General features: G+C 66.7%; 19 protein-coding genes. 10 read left to right on the top strand and 9 right to left on the bottom strand.

Going from position 1 to position 17,871, the window contains the following annotated elements; translation table 11 throughout:
• The first annotated feature begins 339 nt into the window (after positions 1–339).
• Positions 340–717, top strand: a complete 378-nt coding sequence (locus tag KF715_07465; GenBank protein ID MBX3736508.1) for a nucleotide pyrophosphohydrolase — start codon at positions 340–342, stop codon at positions 715–717.
• A 146-nt stretch (positions 718–863) separates the two neighbouring features.
• Here KF715_07465 and KF715_07460 read toward each other — a convergent pair whose 3' ends face one another.
• Positions 864–1,361 (bottom strand): DUF5069 domain-containing protein, encoded by a 498-nt coding sequence (locus KF715_07460; protein ID MBX3736507.1) that lies wholly within the window; start codon positions 1,359–1,361, stop codon positions 864–866.
• Positions 1,362–1,363: 2 nt separating this feature from the next.
• Positions 1,364–1,615 (bottom strand): zinc ribbon domain-containing protein, encoded by a 252-nt coding sequence (locus KF715_07455; protein ID MBX3736506.1) that lies wholly within the window; start codon positions 1,613–1,615, stop codon positions 1,364–1,366.
• A 93-nt stretch (positions 1,616–1,708) separates the two neighbouring features.
• Here KF715_07455 and KF715_07450 point away from each other — a divergent pair, with 93 nt between their 5' ends.
• Entirely contained in the window at positions 1,709–2,074 is a 366-nt protein-coding gene (locus KF715_07450) for a hypothetical protein (protein MBX3736505.1), read from the top strand.
• A 13-nt stretch (positions 2,075–2,087) separates the two neighbouring features.
• Here the strand turns inward: KF715_07450 and gluQRS are convergent, their stop codons facing one another.
• Positions 2,088–2,996: a tRNA glutamyl-Q(34) synthetase GluQRS gene (gluQRS, locus tag KF715_07445; protein MBX3736504.1), complete on the bottom strand. Its 909-nt coding sequence runs from the start codon at positions 2,994–2,996 to the stop codon at positions 2,088–2,090.
• Between the two features lie 24 nt (positions 2,997–3,020).
• On the opposite strand from gluQRS, the gene KF715_07440 reads away from it, so the two are divergent.
• Together KF715_07440 and KF715_07435 are read left to right on the top strand one after the other, a co-directional pair.
• Positions 3,021–3,599 carry a TIGR00730 family Rossman fold protein gene (locus tag KF715_07440; GenBank protein ID MBX3736503.1) on the top strand — a complete coding sequence of 193 codons (579 nt, stop codon included), beginning with the start codon at positions 3,021–3,023 and terminating at the stop codon, positions 3,597–3,599.
• Positions 3,600–3,603: 4 nt separating this feature from the next.
• Positions 3,604–4,143 (top strand): NUDIX hydrolase, encoded by a 540-nt coding sequence (locus KF715_07435; GenBank protein ID MBX3736502.1) that lies wholly within the window; start codon positions 3,604–3,606, stop codon positions 4,141–4,143.
• A 48-nt stretch (positions 4,144–4,191) separates the two neighbouring features.
• On the opposite strand, the gene KF715_07430 is transcribed toward KF715_07435, so the two are convergent.
• The 5 genes from KF715_07430 to KF715_07410 all read right to left on the bottom strand — a co-directional run bounded on the left by KF715_07430 (position 4,192) and on the right by KF715_07410 (position 11,822).
• The gene (locus KF715_07430) at positions 4,192–6,819 is read right to left on the bottom strand and encodes a BatD family protein (protein MBX3736501.1); all 2,628 of its coding nucleotides are present in this window, start codon (positions 6,817–6,819) and stop codon (positions 4,192–4,194) included.
• A 5-nt stretch (positions 6,820–6,824) separates the two neighbouring features.
• On the bottom strand, positions 6,825–8,669 hold the full coding sequence (locus KF715_07425; protein ID MBX3736500.1) for a VWA domain-containing protein: 1,845 nt from the start codon (positions 8,667–8,669) through the stop codon (positions 6,825–6,827).
• Positions 8,666–9,706: a VWA domain-containing protein gene (locus tag KF715_07420; protein ID MBX3736499.1), complete on the bottom strand. Its 1,041-nt coding sequence runs from the start codon at positions 9,704–9,706 to the stop codon at positions 8,666–8,668. Before KF715_07420 ends, KF715_07425 begins: the two co-directional genes overlap by 4 nt.
• Before the next feature lie 106 nt (positions 9,707–9,812).
• Positions 9,813–10,745, bottom strand: a complete 933-nt coding sequence (locus KF715_07415; GenBank protein ID MBX3736498.1) for a DUF58 domain-containing protein — start codon at positions 10,743–10,745, stop codon at positions 9,813–9,815.
• Positions 10,746–10,850: 105 nt separating this feature from the next.
• Positions 10,851–11,822: a MoxR family ATPase gene (locus KF715_07410; protein ID MBX3736497.1), complete on the bottom strand. Its 972-nt coding sequence runs from the start codon at positions 11,820–11,822 to the stop codon at positions 10,851–10,853.
• A gap of 274 nt (positions 11,823–12,096) precedes the next feature.
• Here KF715_07410 and KF715_07405 point away from each other — a divergent pair, with 274 nt between their 5' ends.
• The 4 genes from KF715_07405 (at position 12,097) to KF715_07390 (ending at position 14,891) form a co-directional block, all read left to right on the top strand.
• Complete coding sequence (locus KF715_07405; GenBank protein MBX3736496.1) at positions 12,097–12,846, top strand: hypothetical protein; 750 nt, start codon at positions 12,097–12,099, stop codon at positions 12,844–12,846.
• Positions 12,830–13,240, top strand: a complete 411-nt coding sequence (locus KF715_07400; GenBank protein MBX3736495.1) for a peptide chain release factor-like protein — start codon at positions 12,830–12,832, stop codon at positions 13,238–13,240. The genes KF715_07405 and KF715_07400 overlap by 17 nt, the downstream gene beginning before the upstream one ends.
• Before the next feature lie 103 nt (positions 13,241–13,343).
• A complete protein-coding gene (gene surE, locus KF715_07395) occupies positions 13,344–14,123 on the top strand; it encodes a 5'/3'-nucleotidase SurE (protein ID MBX3736494.1) in 780 nt (259 codons plus the stop codon).
• A 6-nt stretch (positions 14,124–14,129) separates the two neighbouring features.
• Positions 14,130–14,891, top strand: a complete 762-nt coding sequence (locus KF715_07390; GenBank protein MBX3736493.1) for a methyltransferase domain-containing protein — start codon at positions 14,130–14,132, stop codon at positions 14,889–14,891.
• 17 nt (positions 14,892–14,908) lie between these two features.
• Here KF715_07390 and add read toward each other — a convergent pair whose 3' ends face one another.
• On the bottom strand, positions 14,909–15,892 hold the full coding sequence (gene add, locus KF715_07385) for an adenosine deaminase (GenBank protein MBX3736492.1): 984 nt from the start codon (positions 15,890–15,892) through the stop codon (positions 14,909–14,911).
• Between the two features lie 101 nt (positions 15,893–15,993).
• Here add and KF715_07380 point away from each other — a divergent pair, with 101 nt between their 5' ends.
• Positions 15,994–16,764, top strand: coding sequence for a class I SAM-dependent methyltransferase (locus KF715_07380; protein ID MBX3736491.1), 771 nt, complete (start codon positions 15,994–15,996; stop codon positions 16,762–16,764).
• Positions 16,765–16,836: 72 nt separating this feature from the next.
• Positions 16,837–17,820 (top strand): ABC transporter ATP-binding protein, encoded by a 984-nt coding sequence (locus tag KF715_07375; protein ID MBX3736490.1) that lies wholly within the window; start codon positions 16,837–16,839, stop codon positions 17,818–17,820.
• The last annotated feature ends 51 nt before the right edge of the window (positions 17,821–17,871 follow it).

Genomic DNA, 17,871 nt, shown 5'->3' with positions numbered 1-17,871 from the left:
TTTTCACCGGCGGGTCTCCTGGGTTGAGGACGATGACCTTGGTCTTGGTCTACGTCAGGCCAGGCAGCCCGCGTCGGTAAGTTTGGACCAAATGGCGACGCATTGGCGCTGCTGCAGCATTTGCTGCATGCCACGGCACGTGACCGTCTGCGAGAGCGCAGCACGGCGGACGTGACGATGGACTGGAGCGGCGTGAGCCATTAGGTAAGTGGTTTGGACGATGCTCAGACGCATCGGATAAACAAGTGGTTTCTTAAGCCGGAACCGTGCCAGCCGCGCCTATGACTCAAAGGCACAGCTCTCTTGCCCTGCCGAAAGGCGCGCGACAGGGTCGCAGGCATGAGCAAACCGATGCGCGACGACCAAACCACGGTGGCGGAGCTGCGGGAGCGCGTGCTGGCGTTCGCGCGCGAGCGGGACTGGGTGCAGTTCCACTCGCCGAAGAACCTGAGCATGGCGCTTGCGGCCGAAGCGGGTGAATTGATGGAGCATTTCCTCTGGGCAGAGTCCGCTGCGTCGCAAGGCGTGGTGCAGGATCCGAAAAAGCGCCAGAAAATCGCCGACGAAGTCGCGGACGTGGTGATCTACGCGCTGGAGTTCGCCAACATCAGCGGGCTCGACGTCGCCGCGGCGATCGAAGCGAAGCTCGCGCAGAATGCGGCGAAGTATCCGGTCGAGAAGGCGCGTGGACGCACGGAGAAATACACTGAGCTGTGACGAGACCGGATCGCGGATAGCGGAGACCGGAAGGGTGGGGTTGCGCGCAAGGGGCGCGCCTTACGGCGTGAGCGATGTGCGGTGCCTGATTGGAGCTGCGATTGACGTGCCTCTCCGCTCTCCGGATTCCCCGATCCGGTATCGCGTCACGGCCGGCCGCCGAACGTCACGAAGTCGTCGAGTTCGAGCCAGTCGAACCACGTGGCGATGTCTTCGCGCTGCGGCGCGTTCTTGCGGTGGATGTCGTTGAAGAATTCACGGCCGTCGGGGCTCGTCGGCGTGAGTTGCTCGAACCAGCGCGACCATTCGGCGACTTCGCTTGGGTGCTTTTTCGCCGTGGCTTGCACGAAGGCGAGCAGTTCGCTGTCGCTCTTGCCGGACTTGATTTCGGCGAACATCGCCTCGGGTGCGAGACCGGTGAAGGCCCAGAAGCGTTTGTCCATCGGGCAATCGAAATGGTAGTCGCCGTTCGTGCCGGCGATCTGCGCGCGGGCCTTGTCGATCAGGCGCGGCAGGTGCACGTAGCCGCCGAGGCGCGTGCGCGGGCTGCGCGGCGGATGCCGCCGGAGATCGGGCGCGGCGAAGGAAATGGCGTTAGCGGCGGCGCCGGCGGGTGCGGTATAGGCGTTTTGGATATTCGACATGATCAGGAAACAGGCGGGATGCGCGGGCCGGCGTGACAGGCGCAGCCGGGCGCGCAGGGCGCGGCGGCGGGAGCGCTGGAAGATTTTTCGCCCACGGCCATGAGGCCGAAGCCGCCGGAGATGACGCGGCGCACGCGCTGGCCGGACGCCGGGTCGCGCGTGAGCGGGGCGTCTTTCATGCTCTGGACGACTTCGAAACGCCGCGCCGTTTCGCCGGGCTGCTCGGGAATCGTTTCGTAGACGTAGGTGGCCATGGGATGCCTTTGGTTGAACTCCGAAACGCCCGCGATGCAAGCGTGCGGCTTCGGTCTCGACGCGGCCGGGTGCGCGGGGCAGTGGTTTTGCCGATGAAGGCCTCCGCTGCCCTCGAAAAATACTACGTGCTGCCGTGCTGTCTGCTGCTGCTGAACCTCGCGAACGAGATCATCGCCTACAAGGCGAAGCTCATCGAGGACGGCCTGCTGCGCACGCTGTTCATCATGGGCCTGGTGCTGTTCGGGGCGTCGGTGGTCGCGTTCGCGGTGGCGCCGGCGGTCGTGTGGTGCGTGCAATCGCTACGGCGCACCAGCCGCTCGGCGGGCGGTGGCGTGGGTGAGCTGGCTTTCCTGGTCGTGTTGGGCGCGGCCATTTTCTGGCTGTATTACCGCAATTACCTGATCGGCACGGAGGCGATCCTGCCGGCGGCGTGGCACAATCACGTGCACGGCCGCTGAACGTGGCGCGCCATTACCAGCTGGCGCGGAGCTCGTCAGGCGTGCGGCCGGCGGAGCGGAGGGCGCGGAGCGAGAGGGCGTCGTGGCGTTTGGCGAGGCGCACGCCGTGGTCGTCGGTGACGAGAGGACAGTGATAAAAGGCCGGTGCCGCGCAGCCGAGCGCGCGGAAGAGCAGGAATTGGCGAAACGTCGATTTGATCAGGTCGGCACCGCGCACGACTTCCGTGATGTCGAGGTCGTCGTCGTCGACCACGCAGGCGAGTTGGTAGCTCGGCGTGTCGTCTTTGCGCCAGACGAGGAAGTCGCCGAAGTCGCGGCCGGCGATCGCTTGCTGCGGACCGGAATGTCCGTCGACGAACGCGATCGTCTCGCCGTCGGGGACGCGGAAGCGCCAGTTCACGTTCACGGGGTCGGTGAGCGGTGGCAACGGGGCGTCGGCGGGCGGGCGGAATTCGGGCGGGTAGAGCGGCTCGTCGGATTCGTCGCCGTCGTGCGGCGCGGTGGCGGCGGCGAGCACGTCCTTGCGCGAGCGGTGACACGGGTAGATGAAGCCGCCGGCATGAAGCCGGGCGAGCGCGGCGCGGTAAAGCGGCAGGCGCGCGCTCTGGGAGACCATCGGTTCGCGCCAAGTGAAGCCGAACCAGGCAAGATCTTCACGCATCGCGGCGACGAATTCCGGGCGGCAGCGCGCGGTGTCGAGGTCGTCGTTGCGCAGGAGCAACTCGCCGCCGCGGGCCTGCGCGCGCTGCTGGGCAATCCAGAAGGTGCGCGCGTGGCCGAGGTGGAGGAAGCCCGTGGGCGAGGGCGCGAGGCGGCCGCGGTAACTGAAGGACGGGTTAACCACGAATGGACACCAATAGACACGAATGCCGGACAAATCACAGCCGCGTTTTGCGGAGGCTTGGATTGAATTCGTGTTCATTCGTGTTCATTCGTGGTTCCTCCCATGAAGTCCCTGTGCGTCTACTGTTCGTCGAGCGATCGACTCGAGGCGAAGTATGCGGCGGCGGCCGAGCAAGTCGGTCGCGAGATCGCGCGGCGCGGCTGGGCGCTCGTCTACGGTGGCGGCAAGACCGGACTGATGGGTGCGGTGGCGCGCGGCACGAAGAGCGCGGGCGGTCGCGTAATCGGTGTGATCCCGGAATTCATGAAGGCGCGGGAGCTCGAGTTTACCGAGGCGGACGAGCTGATTTCCGTGATTACGATGCGCGAGCGAAAGATGCTCATGGAGACGCGCGCCGATGCGTTTCTCGCGCTGCCGGGTGGCTGGGGCACGCTGGAGGAGCTGTTGGAAATCCTGACGCTCGCGCACCTCGAGGTGCTGCAAAAGCCGGTCGTGCTCTTCAACCAGGACGGTTACTACGACGACTTGCTGCGGATGTTCGACCGGATCGTGGGCGAGAATTTCATGCGCGAGACGATTCGCGGGAAATTTTCCGTGGCCACGACGATCGAGGGGATTTTTCCGCTGATCGAGGGTTGGAAACACCAGCCCGGCGACGCGAAGTGGTATCAGACTCGCTGACCCCATGACGCTCGACGACACCGTGGCGCTGTTGCGCCGACATGAGGCGCGCGTCGAGGCCGGACATGAGGCGGCGATGCTGGCGGAGTATTTTCCGTTTATCGCGGCGCATCCGGATTGCTTGCGGCGCTCGTGCCTCGCGGGGCATCTCACGGCGTCGGCGTGGGTCGTGGATGCGGCGCGCTCGCGCGTATTGCTGACACATCACCGGAAACTCAATCTGTGGGTGCAGCTCGGCGGGCACGCGGACGGTGAGGCGGACTTGCTCACGGCGGCGCTCCGCGAAGTGAGCGAGGAGTCGGGTCTCACGCGAGTGCGCGCAGTGTCGGCGGAGATCTTCGACGTGGACCGCCACCGCATCCCGGCGCGCAAGACGGAGCCGGAGCACTGGCACTTTGACGTGCGCTTCCTGATCGAGGCGGATGCGAGTGAGCCGGTGGTGGTCAGCGACGAGTCGCACGACGTCGCCTGGGTATCGTTGGCCGAGGCCGTGCGGCTCAATCCCGAGGAGTCGATCGCGCGAATGGTGCGGAAGACGCGGTAAGCGTGCGGCCCTGAGCCCACGGTGAAGGGCCGTTGAGGGCAGCGACCCCTACCTGTAGAGCGCGACGAGGTCTTCGGTGCGGGCCCAGCCGGTCTGGCCGCCGGCGAAGTTCAGGCGGCTCCAGCCGAGGAAGGTTTTGTCGACGATCGCGATCGAGCCGGCGGAGAGTGCGGTGGTTTTTTGCGTGTCGGCTTCGGTTGGCAGCGAGCGGAGCGTCGATGGACGCCAGACGAGGACGGCATCGCGATGGGCGAGCTGGCCGTAGGTGCGCAAGCTGAACGTGGCAGCGGCGGCTAGCAGGATGGCGAGGAGCACGACGATGAGCGCCGTGGGCCGGGCCCAGTCGCCGACGCGGTGATAACCTTTCAGCAGGAGCAGGCAGAGCGCGGCGGCGATGAGCAGCGCCGCGGTAATGCTGGCGAGCTGCCATGTGCCCGGCGAGGCGGCGCGGGCGAGCGCGTAGCGGCCTTCGCCGCGGGAGAACTCCACGAGTTCGGGTGGTGCCATGCCGGAGCGCTGCAGGCCGAGTGCGAGGTCGGAGCGGGTATTTTCGTCCGAGGGGGCGAGGAGAAACGCGGCGGTCCAGTGCGCAGTCGCTTCGGCCCAGCGGTCTTGTTGCGCGAGGGCGAGGCCGAGGTTGTGGCGGAGAGTCCAGTCGGTCGGTGAAGTGGTGACAGCTTTGCGCCACGTCGATTCGGCGGCGGCGAAGCGACCAGCCTTGTAGTCGGCGGGCGCGTCGGCGCGCGCAACCGCGGGGGCGAACGCGACGGCGAGCGCGAAGAGGAACGGCAGCAGGTGACGCGGCGCGAAGAGCGAGAGCAAGGGCCAGCTGGGGACGCGCACGGCCTGGAGCGCGCCTTCGGCGCGGAGCGGCCAATCCTGCGGCAGCGCGCCGTCGCGGCTGTGTTGCGCGCGGTCGGCTTCGTTCCAGAGCGCGCTCCAAGCGCCGGCGGCGTCTTTGGCGCGGGCGGCGATTGTTTCCTGGATGAGCGGGGCGCCGGGAGCAGCGTGCGGGATTTCCCAGAGCGCGGCGGTGTGGAGTTGCCAGAGGCGGAGCTGGGCGTTGCGCGCGGCGCTGTCGGGGCCGACGGTGCGCATGCGCTCGAGCACGCCGGCGAGGGCGGCGCGGGCGTCGCGGCGGCGACGCTGCGGATCGAGCACGCGGGAACGCTGGGCGGCGAGGGCGAGCCAGAGGAGCAGCGGGCAGATGACGGAGGACAGGAGACCGAGGGCGACGAGGCGGTCGGTGCGCATCGGCGCGAAGCCGTGGCGCGATTCGAGGAGCGGGTCGCGTGGGAGATTTTCGGGCGGGGTCGGCGCGACGGGATCGGGGAGCTTCAGCGTCGGGGCGGTGGTGTTGGCGGGCGCGTTGAGCGAGAATTGCACGGGGCCGTTCGCTGGCGGCGTGACGGGGGAGGCGGCGGCGGGGCCGACGGTGATCGTGACGGGCTCGGTGGTGATCGTCTTGTAGGAACTCGTCGCAGTGTCGAAGTAGGTGAATTTGACGGAGCCGAGTTTGTAGGAGCCGGGTTTGTTGGGGACGAGGACGACGTCTTCGCTGAGTGAGCCTTCGAAGAGCGCGTTGTCCTTCATCGTGCGCTTGGACTTCGGTTGCACGACGGAGAAGTCGCTGGAGACTTCGCGCTGCGGCAGGCCGGGGATGTCGGGCCAGTTGCCGATGCCGGTGAGTTCGAGCGTCCAGGTGACGGGCTCGCCGACGGCGGGCGCGGTGGGCACGACTTTGGAGACGAGGGCGAAGGTGCCGACGGCGCCGGAGAAATCGCCCGGGCCGGCGGGGAGCGGCTTGATCGTCAGCTCGAGCGGGTCGGTGGCGAGGACGCGTTGTTCGACGGATTGCTGGGCGAAGAGGCCGAAGCCGACGGGGCCGACGTTGAGGTTAACGAGCTGTTGGGCGGGCTTGATCGTGAAGGAGCCGGGCTGCTTCGCGTAGGCGCGGGTGGTTTGGGTGACGAGGAAACGGCGTTCGCCGCGGAGCATCGTCTCGCTCGGCTCGGGTTTGGACCAGTCTTCGACGACGAGCGGCGTGGGTTGCCAGTCGATGTTGGAGGCGGGCGAGTGGAAGTAGCGTTTGATGACGCTGAGTTCGTAGGCGATCGGGAAGACCTCGCCGGCCCAGAAGGTGTTTTTCGGGACGTTGAGCTTGGCGGTGGAGATGTCGGCGACGGAAAGGCCGCTGTTGCCGACGGTGGCGTCGCCGACGGAGTAAGTGGCGGTGGCGACGCGCAGTGCGCCCTTGTCCGTCTGGATGGTGAACGCGGGAATCGTGATCGTGGAGCGCTTCGAGGGGCGGACAGGGTAGGTAAGCGTGAAGCGGCGCGAGACCTTGAAGTTGATCATCTGCGTCTCACTGCTCTGGGAGGGGCGGCCGAAGGTCAGGCCGTCGACTTGGGGCACGGGCGGCGCACCGTCGGGTTCGCATTCCTCGAACACGAGCGAGAGTTCGCTGACCTGGTTGTAGCCGAGCTGGCCGGCGCCGGGCTCCCAGCGCACGGTCTGCGCGCGGAGGGTCGTGCCGGCGATGAGGGCGAGGAGGAGCGAGGCGAAGAAGAGCAGAGGCGCAGTCTTGCTGCGCCCGCGGGATGATCCACCGGAGAGGGCGCAGCAAGACTGCGCCCCTACAGCTGCGACGAGAGTGAAATTTCGATTCGAACGCATGGGCATCACCAGTCCTTGCCTTTCTTGGGGGCCTTCTGCGGCTGGCCTTGCATGAGTTGTTGGAGCTTGGCGGGGGAATCCTGATTGCGGACCTGTTCGAGCTTCTGGAGCGGCATGGCGAGGTCGGGGTCGAGCGGGACTTCCATTTTCTTTTCCTTCTGGCCGCCGACTTTCTGGGTTTGCGGCTGCGGGGGCTGTTGCGGTGGTTGTTTCTCGTCGTCGGTCTTCGGCGGTTCTTTCTGGTCCTTCATGTCGCCAAAGGCGTCCTGTTGCTGCTTCTGCTGCTCCTGTTGTTTTTGCTGGTCGGAATTCTGTTGGTCCTGCTGCTGTTGTTGCTGCTGGTCCTGTTTTTGTTGGTCCTCGTTCTGCTGATTTTGCTGCTGGTTTTTCTGATCCTGCTTCTGCTGCTGGTCTTGTTTTTGGTCCTGCTTCTTGTCCTCGGGTGGCTTTTCGAGGAGTTGCTCAAGTTCCTTGCGCAGGCGCGGCCAGTCGGCGGCCTTGGGGTCGGCCTTCTCGCCGAGATCGACGGCGGTGAGCGCGTCCTTGACCACGCCTTCGGGCGGGCGTTGCTGGCCGGACTTCATGCGCTCGCCGTAGGTGAGGGTGGTTTGGGCGAGGTCGGCGCAGTCCTTCGCGGCGAGCGCGCTTTTGTCGACGAGCCGGGCGACGGTGGTGGTGAGAGGCTTCGAGAGAGTGTCCGTCTCGCCGCCTTCGGCGGCGAGGGCTGAGAGTTGAGAGCTGAGAGCTGAGAGCCAGATGATAGCGGCCAAGGTCGCAACGCGGGCAGCGGTGCGTTGGACGTTCCGCGTTCCATGTTCCGTATTCCGCGCTTTGCCACCCAGCGGCAGGGCACGCTCGCGCGGGCGGACGGGGAACTCGGCCCAGAAACTAATGAAGAGCAGCAACAGGCCGGGCGCGAGGAACCATTGGAAGCGCTCGATCTTGCGGGCGGTGTTCTTCTCGGAGAATTCGCCTTTCTTGCCGGCCTCGACGGTCTTCTTGAGCAGCGAGGGCATGTCGATCCATGCACTCGCGTCGGTGTAGGCGCCACCGGTGGTCTGCGCGAGGTCTTGCAAGGTGGAGCTGTTGAGGCGCGAGAGGACGACGGCGCCGCGGTCGTCCTTCACGAAGCCGCCGCTGCCGTCGGGAATGAACGAGCCTTGCGTGGTGCCGACACCGAGGCTGATCACGCGAATGCCCTTCGTCTTGAGTTGCTCGCCGAGTTCCTTCCAGCCGTCCTCGGTGCTCTCGCCGTCGGAGAGGATGATCAGGTAACGGTCCGCCGTGGACGTGCCGAAGGCCTGCATCGAGGTTTCGAGCATGGCTTTGTAGTTCGAGCCGCCTTCGGGGAGGAAGTCGGGTTTCAGCGCCGGCAGGAACTCGCGCAAAATCTCATAGTCCGCGCTGAGCGGGCTTTGGAGAAACGCGGTGCCGGCGAACAGCACGAGGCCGACGCGCTCGCCTTTCAGGCCGTCGAGGAGCGAGGTGATGAGGAGCTTCGAGCGGTCGAGGCGCGAGGGCTTCACGTCCTGCGCGAGCATCGAGCGCGAAAGGTCGACGGCGATGAGCACTTCGCGCGACTGGTCGAAGACCTTCTCCTCGATCACGCCCCATTGCGGGCGGGCGAGCGCGATGATGCAGAGCGCGAGGCCGAACCACAGCCAGAGGCGCGGGCGCGTTTCGGCGGTGGTGTGCCGCGTGCCGAGCGCGACGTCGAACGCGCCGGCCCACGCGCGCGCGACTTTCGGGAGATCGGCGGCGGCGTTGGTGGCGCGGCGGGCGAGCTCCCAGGAGAAGAGCAGCACGAGCGGCACGAGCAGCCAGAGAAGATGAGGCGAGTGGAAGCTCATGCGGCGGCCTCCTTCTTCCGACGTGGCAGCTGCGGCGGGAGCGCGATCAGGGCACCGAGGAAGAGCAGCACGGCACCGGGTCCGGCGACCCACGCGAACAGCTCCGTCGTGATCAGGTAGGATTTGGCCTGAAATTCGATCTTCTGCGCGCGGTCGATGGCGGCGAACGCCTTCTCGATCGTGTCGGAATCGGCGGCGCGGAAGAACTTGCCGCCGGTGGCATCGGCCATGGCGCGGAGTTGGCCTTCGTCGAGGTCGGAGATGGCGCGGCGGTAGCCGATCTTGTTGCCGTTGTCGTCGAAGACGGGCATCGGCACGAGGCCGTCGCGACCGGCGCCGACGGCGTAGATGGGCACGCTGCGGGATTTGGCGATCTCGGTCGCCTGCTCGGGCGTGAGCAGGCCGCGGTTGTTGGCGCCGTCGGTGAGGAGAACGACGAACGCGCCTTTGCGTTTGTTGCCTTCTTCGCGGCCGGCTTGTTCGAGGCGGGTGAGCGCGATGCCGAGACCGTCGCCGATGGCGGTGCCGTCTTCGATCAGGCCGATTTTCAGGCGCTCGATCTGGCGGGCGAGCCAGTCGTGGTCGAAGGTGAGCGGCGCGAGCGTGTAGGCGCGGCCGGAGAAGACGACGAGGCCGATGCGGTCGCTGGTGCGCTGCGTGATGAAGGCTTGGATGACGGGCTTGATCGCCTGGAGGCGGTTGATGCGGTCGCCCGCGCGTTCGTAGTCCTCGGCGAGCATCGAGCCGGAGAGGTCGATCGCGAGCATGAGGTCGTAGCCTTGCTGTTTCACCTCGCGCTTGTCCTCGACGATTTGCGGGCGGGCGAGGGCGACGATGAGTAACACGAGTCCGGTCAGCGCGAAGGCCGCGGGCCAGCGCGAGGTCGGGATGAAGGTCGGACGGTGCCACGCGCCGGCGAAGGGCACGACGAGGACCGGTGCGCCGCGGCGGCCGCGGACCCAGATCAGCAGCGGTAGCACGAGCAGCGCGGCGAGCCACCACGGGTCGGCGAAGGTGTAGTTCGTCAGCGTGGTCATGGGACGAACATCATTGCGGCGAGGCGGCCTGCGACCTCCAGGCGCGGAGAAACCCGTCCTCGGAGAGGCCGGGCTACCGGGCACGCGGAATGGTGCGCTGGGTGGTTCATCGCCGGTTGCCCGCGGCCATGCGGGCGTGGAAGAAGCGGACGAGCGCGTCGAGGCGGTCTTCGGCCGTGCCGACGACGAGGCGACTGAGCGGATTGGGGAAGAGGTCGCGGAAGGCTTGCTCGCGTTGGTCGACCCAGAGCTGATGCGCGGCACGCTGCGCGGAGGAGCCGCCGTTGAGGTTCACCAAGCGGCCGGTCGTCGGGTCGTAGGCGGTGAGCACGCGGCCGTGCGGCAGTTCGCGGTCCCACGGATCGTCGACGCGGAAGCCCATCGTCTGGTAACGGCGCGAGAGCACGCTCCAACCCTCGGGGTGCGCGCGCGGGGCGAAATCGCCGAGCCAGATCAGGATCGAGTGGCGCGGGGCGGCGTGGGCCAGCAGGCGCCAGGGGATGAAGTCGTGCGGATGCGCGGCGGCCGGCGCGGCGTTCTCGAGCGAGGGCGCGTCGCGGCCGAGCAGTTGCGCGGCGAGGTGGAGAATCTGGCCGCGGCCACGGACGGGTTCCTTGAGCGTGTAGCCTTCGGGCGAGGCGTGGAGAAAGCCGACGCGGTCGCGGTTGACGGCGCCGAGCAACATGACGAGGCCGGCGAGTTCGAGCAGGGCCTCGCGCTTGGATTTTTCGCCGGAGCCGAATTGCAGGCTGACGCTGTCCTCGAGGACGAGCAGCAACGTGACTTCGCGTTCCTCGATGAATTTTTTCCGGTAGGGCTCCCCGAGTCGTGCGGTGACGTTCCAGTCGATGTCGCGGATGTCGTCGCCGAAGGTGTATTTGACGACTTGGTCGAACTCCATGCCGCGCCCGCGAAAGGCCGAGCGATATTCGCCGCTGAGCACGTTCTCGACCGCGTGGCGCACCTTCCACTCCAGTTGGCGCAGGAGCGCGAGCTGGGAGGTGACGACGGACGTGTGCGCTGTGATCGGGTTGGGCATTCGGGACGAATCTTTCCTCTTTCTCTTAATCTTTCTCTTTCATCCGAGGCAGTGGCTGCGCGGCGGGAGAAAGATTAAGAGAAAGAGGAAAGAGAAAGATTCTGATCAGACTTTCGCCGGGACGGGAGTGCGCTCGAGGACCTGCGTGAGGATCTTGTCGGAGGACAACTCCTCGGCTTCGGCTTCGTAGGTGAGGCCGACGCGGTGACGCAGGGCGTCGTGGAAGATTTCCTGCACGAGCGCGGGCGACAGGTAATCGGAGCCGCGCAGCCAGGCGAGCGCGCGGCCGGCCTGGAAGAGCGCGAGCGAGGCGCGCGGTGAGGCGCCGAAGTTCAGCAGGCGTTTCGACGCGCCGCCCTCGGAAGCGGCGGCGAGGTCGCGCGTGCCGCGCACGAGCGCGAGGATGTAGGCCTGCACGCCGGGTGAGACGTGGATGGCGTCGACGAAGGTGCGGAGCGCGATCAGTTCCTCGCCGCTGGAGACCGGCTGGAGCGCGGGCGCTTTCGTGACCTGGCCCCACATCTCCATCATGCGGGCTTCCTCGGCGGCGGTGGGATAGTCGACGAGCAGTTTGAAAAGGAAGCGGTCGGTCTGCGCCTCGGGCAAGGGATAGGTGCCCTCCTGCTCGACCGGGTTTTGCGTGGCCATGACGAAAAACGGCTTCGGCAGCTGGTGCGAGTGGCCGCCGATCGTGACCTGGCGCTCTTGCATGGCCTCGAGCAGGGCGGACTGGACCTTGGCGGGGGCGCGGTTGATTTCGTCGGCGAGGACGAGGTTGGCGAAGATGGGGCCCTTGTGCGTGGCGAAGGCGCCGTCTTTCGGCGAGAAGATCATCGTGCCGACGACGTCGGACGGCAGCAGGTCGGGGGTGAATTGGATGCGCTCGAATTGCACGCCGAGGGCGGCGCCGAGCGACTTGATCAGGAGCGTCTTGGCGAGGCCGGGCATGCCCTCGAGGAGCACGTGGCCGTTGGCGAGGAGGGCGACGAGGAGGCGCTCGACTACGGCGTCCTGGCCGATGACGGCTTTGCCGATTTCAGCGCGGAGTTTCTGGGACCAAGCGGGGCCGTTACTCATAAGTGGGCAGTGAAGGGAGGGGGTTGGAGAGTGACAAGCGCCGAACCGCCAGCGGCGCGTGGCGTCGGATGAACGCGCGCGCGGGTGCGACAGACGGTGGGGCGGGCTCCCGATTCCGACTCGCAAAAGCGGGCGCGGTTGCATGTGCGAAAGAGGAAGACGCGGTGGGCCACATCGGTCCGTTTACGCGGCGCCGACGCCCTGATTTGTCTACTAAACGGATGAAAAGTGCCGATGGAGAGGCTTGCGGGCGGGCTTGGGTTCACCCGCAAGTATGGTCACCCGCATCGTTTTGGTTTTCCTCCTGGCCTCGGCGCTGACGTCGAGAGCGCAGGTGCTTTTGAGCGACGATTTCGAATCCGGCGGCACGCTGGACCCGAACCGTTGGGTCGTGGGGGCGTCGGTCGACGGCTCGTCGGTCGGGCAATCGGGCGGGAGCGCGGTGTTTTTCCAGCATGGCGTGCTGCGCTCGGCCCAAGCCATGGCGCAGGACATCGTGGTGACTGGCACCGTGCGCATCGGGACGGCGGGCGACGAGCTGATGGTGGTCGTCCGTGCGGCGGCGGCGGGGAACACGCATTGGGGCGATCATGCCGGCATCGTGTTCGAGCTGTCGCGCTGGGGAGGGGACACGCTCGGGATTTTCTACCTGGACGAGTCGGGCGGATACTACTCGCTCGCGCAGAAAAGCTACGCGCTGACGACGGGCGCATCCTATCAATTCACCGTCACGGTGCAGGGCAGCCAGCTGAGTTTCGCCATCAATGGCACCACGGAGCTCACCGCGACGAGCAGCCTGAGTTACGGCAACTACATGACGATCGCCAACAGCGATGGCGCGGGGGCGACGAGTTATCTGGACGCGATAAGCGTGGCGGCGGTGCCGGAGCCGGCGACTGCGGCGTTCGCCGGCGGACTGTGCGGCCTGGGTGTCGTGGCGATCCGCCGGTGGCGGCGTGGAGGAGATTCTTCGTGCGCTGCCGGGCCATCGGGCCCACGCTGCGGCGATGAGCGAGTGGCCTGATTGCGTAGCGGAAGACTTGGCGGTGCGGCTGGAACGCATCGGTTCGCGCGCGGCCGATTTCGAGGAGCGATTCGTGCGGGGCGCCGGAGCCGGGGGGCAGAAGATCAACAAGACTTCCTCCACGGTTTGCGTGAGTCACCGTCCGAGCGGGACCGAGGTGCGCTGCCAGCGCGAGCGTTCGCAGGCGCAGAATCGGCGTTTCGCTTGGGAGGAAATCACGGCGAAGCTGGAGCAGTTGAGCGTCGCGCCCGCCCGGGCCGCTCAGGCGGCGCGCGAGCTGTCGCGCCGGCAGAAGCGCCAGAAGTCGCGCGGCCAGAAGGCGCGGATGATTGCGGGCAAGAAGCACCGGGCGCGGATTCGCGGCGCGCGGCGGGGCGGCGCGGACGGATGGTGACGTCCGGGCGGCGTGAGCGCGTGCGGTCGCCCGCTAGCCGACTGGCCCGTGGATTCGCGCTTCCCTTCGTTTCGACGCGGGTGTTGGGTTGCGCGACACACCCATGAATCTCCTCGTCACGAACGACGACGGCATCGGCTCGCCCTTTTTCCATGAATTGGTTCACGCGCTCCGCGCTGCCGGCCATCAACTTTACCTCGCGGTGCCCGCCTCCGAGCAGAGCTGGACTGGCGCGTCGAAGACCCGCTCGCGACCGGTGAAATGCGCCCAGGTCGATCGCGGCTTCGGCTGCCCGACGTGGATGCTCGACGGCACGCCGTCCGATTGCGTGAACATCGCGATCGCGCACCTGCTGGGCGACGTGAAGCTCGATGCGGTGGTGAGCGGTATCAACGTCGGCTTCAACTGCTCGCTCGGCTTCATCCTCGCCAGCGGCACGGTGGCCGGCGCGTGGGAGGGCGCGCTGCACGGGTTGCCTGCGTTTTCGTTTTCGCAGGACGTTTCGGAGGAAGTCTACGCGCATCTCAAGGAGCGCGGTGGCGAGCCCGAGGGCGAGTTGCTGACGACGCTGAAAACCTCCGCCACGCACGCCGCGCGCCTCGTCGGCGAAATCGCGCCGGGCGTGCCGCGCAACAGTTTCACGGTGCAGAACATCAATTTCCCGATCCCGTGCCGCGCCGACACGCCGGTGAAGCGCACCGTGCCCGCGCAGGTGCATGTGCCGGGCCTGTTCTCGCCCGCGGCGGACGACGGTTCGCACCGGCTCGTGTGGGGCAACATCGTCGACGTGTCGCCGCCCGAGCCGCTGTCGGATGTGCGCTGCCTCGAGCAGGGCTGCATCAGCCACACCGTTCTCGACTACCGCCGCCTCGGGCATAGTTAAGAGCGGATGCAGTCGAGCCAGCCCGATCCGAAAAAAGGTGAGCGCGAATACTTCGCGCGCATCGGCCCGGAAGGAATCCGCCATTCCATCCGCAAACCGTTCAGCGATGAGCATTGCCCGGACGTGCTCGCGAACCTCGACGCGCTGTTTCACTTTCTGGTGCCGCCGCCGGCGCGGATCATCGAGTTCGGCTGCGGTGTGGGCTGGCTGTCGCTTTGCCTCGCTCAACGCGGCTACGACGTGACTTCGATCGACATTTCGCCCGACGCGATCGCTGTCGCGCGCGAGCAAGCGCAGTCCCGCGGGCTGACGAACGTCGAGTTCCGCGTCGGCGATTACGAGGATCCGGTGCCGGCGAACGACTACGACTACGCGCTGTTCTACGACTCGTTGCACCACGCCGAGGTCGAACAACTCGCCGTGCAACGCGCCTACGAGGCGCTGCGTCCGGGTGGGGCGATGATCGCGTTCGAACCGCACGAGGGACACAGCGAGACCGAGGCCTCGAAGCGCGCGGTGCAGGAATTCGGCGTGCACGAGAAGGACATGACGCCGGACTATATCGCCCAGCTCGGAGCGAAGGCGGGCTTCCGCCGCTGGGTGAAGCTCCCGCGTCCGCACCAGATCGTCCGCAGCCTCTATCGCGCGAGCTACGGCAAAGCCACGAGCAACTTCGACCTGCGCTATCGGGCGTTCATGAGTCGCCTGCGGGTGATCCGCCGGCTGTTCCGCCCGGCGGAGGAGAAGTTCATTATCCTCTGGAAGTAGCCGATTCGCGGCTGGCGCTATTTTAGCAACTCGGCCTTTTCGGCCGGCGTGAGGTAGGCGATCTCGAGGGCGTTGCGGCGGGCTTGGAGAATCTCGTCCGGCGTGAGGCCGGCGGCGGGTGCGGCGACGTCGAGTTCGTGGCGCAGGTCGATGTCGCTCACGCCAGGGTCGTCGGTGTTGATCGTGGCGAGCAGACCGTGGGCGAGGAATTGTTTCAACGGATGCTCGGCAAGGGTGCGCACGGTGTTCGTCTGGATGTTGCTCGTGAGATTCGCCTCGATGCCGATGCGGTGGTCGCGGAGGTAATCCATGAGCGCGGGATCGTCGACGGCTCGGACGCAGTGGCCGATGCGCGTGGCGCCGAGCTCGCGCAACGCGGCCCAGACGCTCGGCGCGCCGCCGGCCTCGCCGGCGTGGACGGTGATGTGCCAGCCGGCGTCGCGACCGCGCTTGAAGTGTTCGCGGAAGAGTTCGGCGGGCCAGTTTTTCTCGTCGCCCGCGAGATCGAGCGCGGTGATCAGTTCGCGGTGTGCGAGAAGCGCCTCGAGTTCGCGCGTGCAGCTCTCCGGGCCGAAGGTGCGGCTGAGAATGCCGATGAGCTTCACTTTCACACCCGTCGCGCGGCTGCCTTCGCGCACGCCTTCCGCGATGGCGGCGATAACGTCGCGCTGGTCAAGGTTGTGGGCCTGCGCCATGAAATACGGGCTGAAGCGCAGCTCGAGATAGGCGATGCCCTCGCGGTGGGCGTCCTCGACGTTTTCCCGCGCCACGCGGCGGCAGGCGTCGGTGTCGCCGAGCACGCCGACCATCCAGTCGAGTCGCTGGAGGAACGCCATGAGGTCCTGCACGGCGCCGTGGATCTGCACGTGCGGGCGCAGCGTTTCGATCGAGTCGCCTGGGAGGCGCACGCCAAATTTCCGACCGAGTTCGAGGATCGTGGCGAGACGGACGCTGCCGTCGAGGTGGCGGTGGAGATCGAGGAGCGGGAGGGGGGCGGACATCCGCGCAGATTGGAGAAACCGTGCGGGCGGCACAACGCTTTGCTCGCTGCCGTTCCGTTGACAGCGGTGCGGTCGGCATCTCACATCGCGGCGGCGCGATCATGTCCTTACTGCCCTCCAACCCCGACCCCAAAGACGGCGAGCGCCGCTACTATGAGCGCATCGGAGCCGAGGGCGTGGCGCACACGTTGGCGAAGCCGTTCGGCGACGAACACAGCGTGCAATACCTCTCGGCGTTGACGGCGATCTTCGGTTTGCTCGAGCCGCCGCCGCGGCGGGTGGTGGAGTTCGGTTGCGGCACGGGTTGGCTGTGCTTCGCGCTCGCGCAACGCGGCTACGAAGTGGTCGGCGTCGACATCGCGGAGGATGCCACGCGCGTCGCCCACGCGGAGGCGGAGCGGCGCGGGCTCACGCGCGCGAGCTTCGTGGCGGCAGACTACGAGGAGTTCCAACCGACGGAAAAGTTCGATTACGTGATCTTCCACGATGCGCTGCATCACGCCGAGTCCGAGCGGCTGGCGTTGAAGTGCGCCTACGACGCGCTCCGACCGGACGGCTGCGTGATCGTGCAGGAGCCCGGCTCGGGACACGAGCAGGCGGAGAGCTCGATCCATGCGGTCGAGCAATTCCAGGTGCACGAGAAGAGCATGCCGCCGGCGCACGTCGTTCGGTTGGCGCGGGCGATCGGCTTTCGCCGGCACCTCGTGCTGCCGATGCCGCATCAGCTCAACCGGCTGGTTTACCGTCGCGGCTATCACCGGGCGGACAGCCGCAGCGGGTTGCTCCAGCTGTGGGCCCTCAGCCTGGGGCGCAGCCTGCGGACGCTGCTGGCTTGGCGGCGCGATCCCGGGCTGGTTTTGCTGTGGAAATGACGGAATGAAACGCGGGAGTGCCGCCACGCTGCGATTGCGTTTGGCGCCAATCCGTTTTCACTGCCCGGCCCGATGATCGAAGTCGAAAATCTCACGCGCGTCTTCCGCACCTACAAGAAAAAGCCCGGGTTCTGGGGCGGCGTGACGGGTTTGTTCAAGCGCGACTTCGAGGAGACGCGTGCGGCGGACAACGTCAGCTTCTCGATCAAGGAGGGCGAGTTCGTCGGCTTCCTCGGGCCGAACGGCGCGGGCAAGACCACGACGCTGAAGATGCTTTCCGGCCTGATCTATCCGACGAACGGGCAGGCGCGCGTGGCGGGCTTCGACCCGTCGAAGCGTGAGAACGCCTACCGCCGGCTCTTCGCGCTCGTGCTGGGGCAGAAGAACCAGCTGTGGTGGGACCTGCCGGCGCTCGAGTCGTTTTTCCTGCTGCGCGCGATCTACGGGCTCGAGCCGAAGGAATACCAGCAGACGCTCGACGAGTTGGTTGAGCTGCTCGGCGTCGGTCACAAGCTGAACGTCCAGGTGCGCGAGCTCTCGCTCGGCGAGCGCATGAAGATGGAGCTGATCGCGGCGCTCCTGCACCGTCCGCGCGTGCTCTTCCTCGACGAGCCGACGATCGGCCTCGACGTCGTCTCGCAGAAAAACGTCCGCGACTTCCTCCGCTCCTACAACCGGAAGAACAAGACGACGATCCTGCTCACGAGCCACTACATGGCCGACATCTCGCAGCTCTGCGAACGCGTGATCGTGATCGACCACGGCAAGAAGATCTACGACGGCGACCTCGATCGCATCGCCGGTGCCGGCGCGCGACAGCGCATCATCAAATTCAAACCGCGCGACGGTGCGTTCCCGACGGATTGGAAACCGAACGCGGGCGTGGCGAAGACGTGCGAAGACGGCGAAATTCTCCTCCACGTGCCGAGCGAGCAGGTGACGGCGGTCTGCCAACAGATTCTCCAGCAGGGCGCGGTGGACGACATCACGATTCAGGACGTGCCGCTCGAGGACATCATCAGCGAGATCTTCTCGCGCGGCGGTGCGGGGCGTTGAGCCGTTTTCCCTGGCGGACAGCAGGCGGGCGGGAGCGTTTTCGGAGCGCGC

The organism is Candidatus Didemnitutus sp., from assembly GCA_019634575.1.
In the GTDB taxonomy this organism is placed as follows: Bacteria; Verrucomicrobiota; Verrucomicrobiia; order Opitutales; family Opitutaceae; genus Didemnitutus.
Note: the sequence above shows the minus strand (reverse complement) of the source record. Positions and strands in the feature narration are given on the sequence as shown.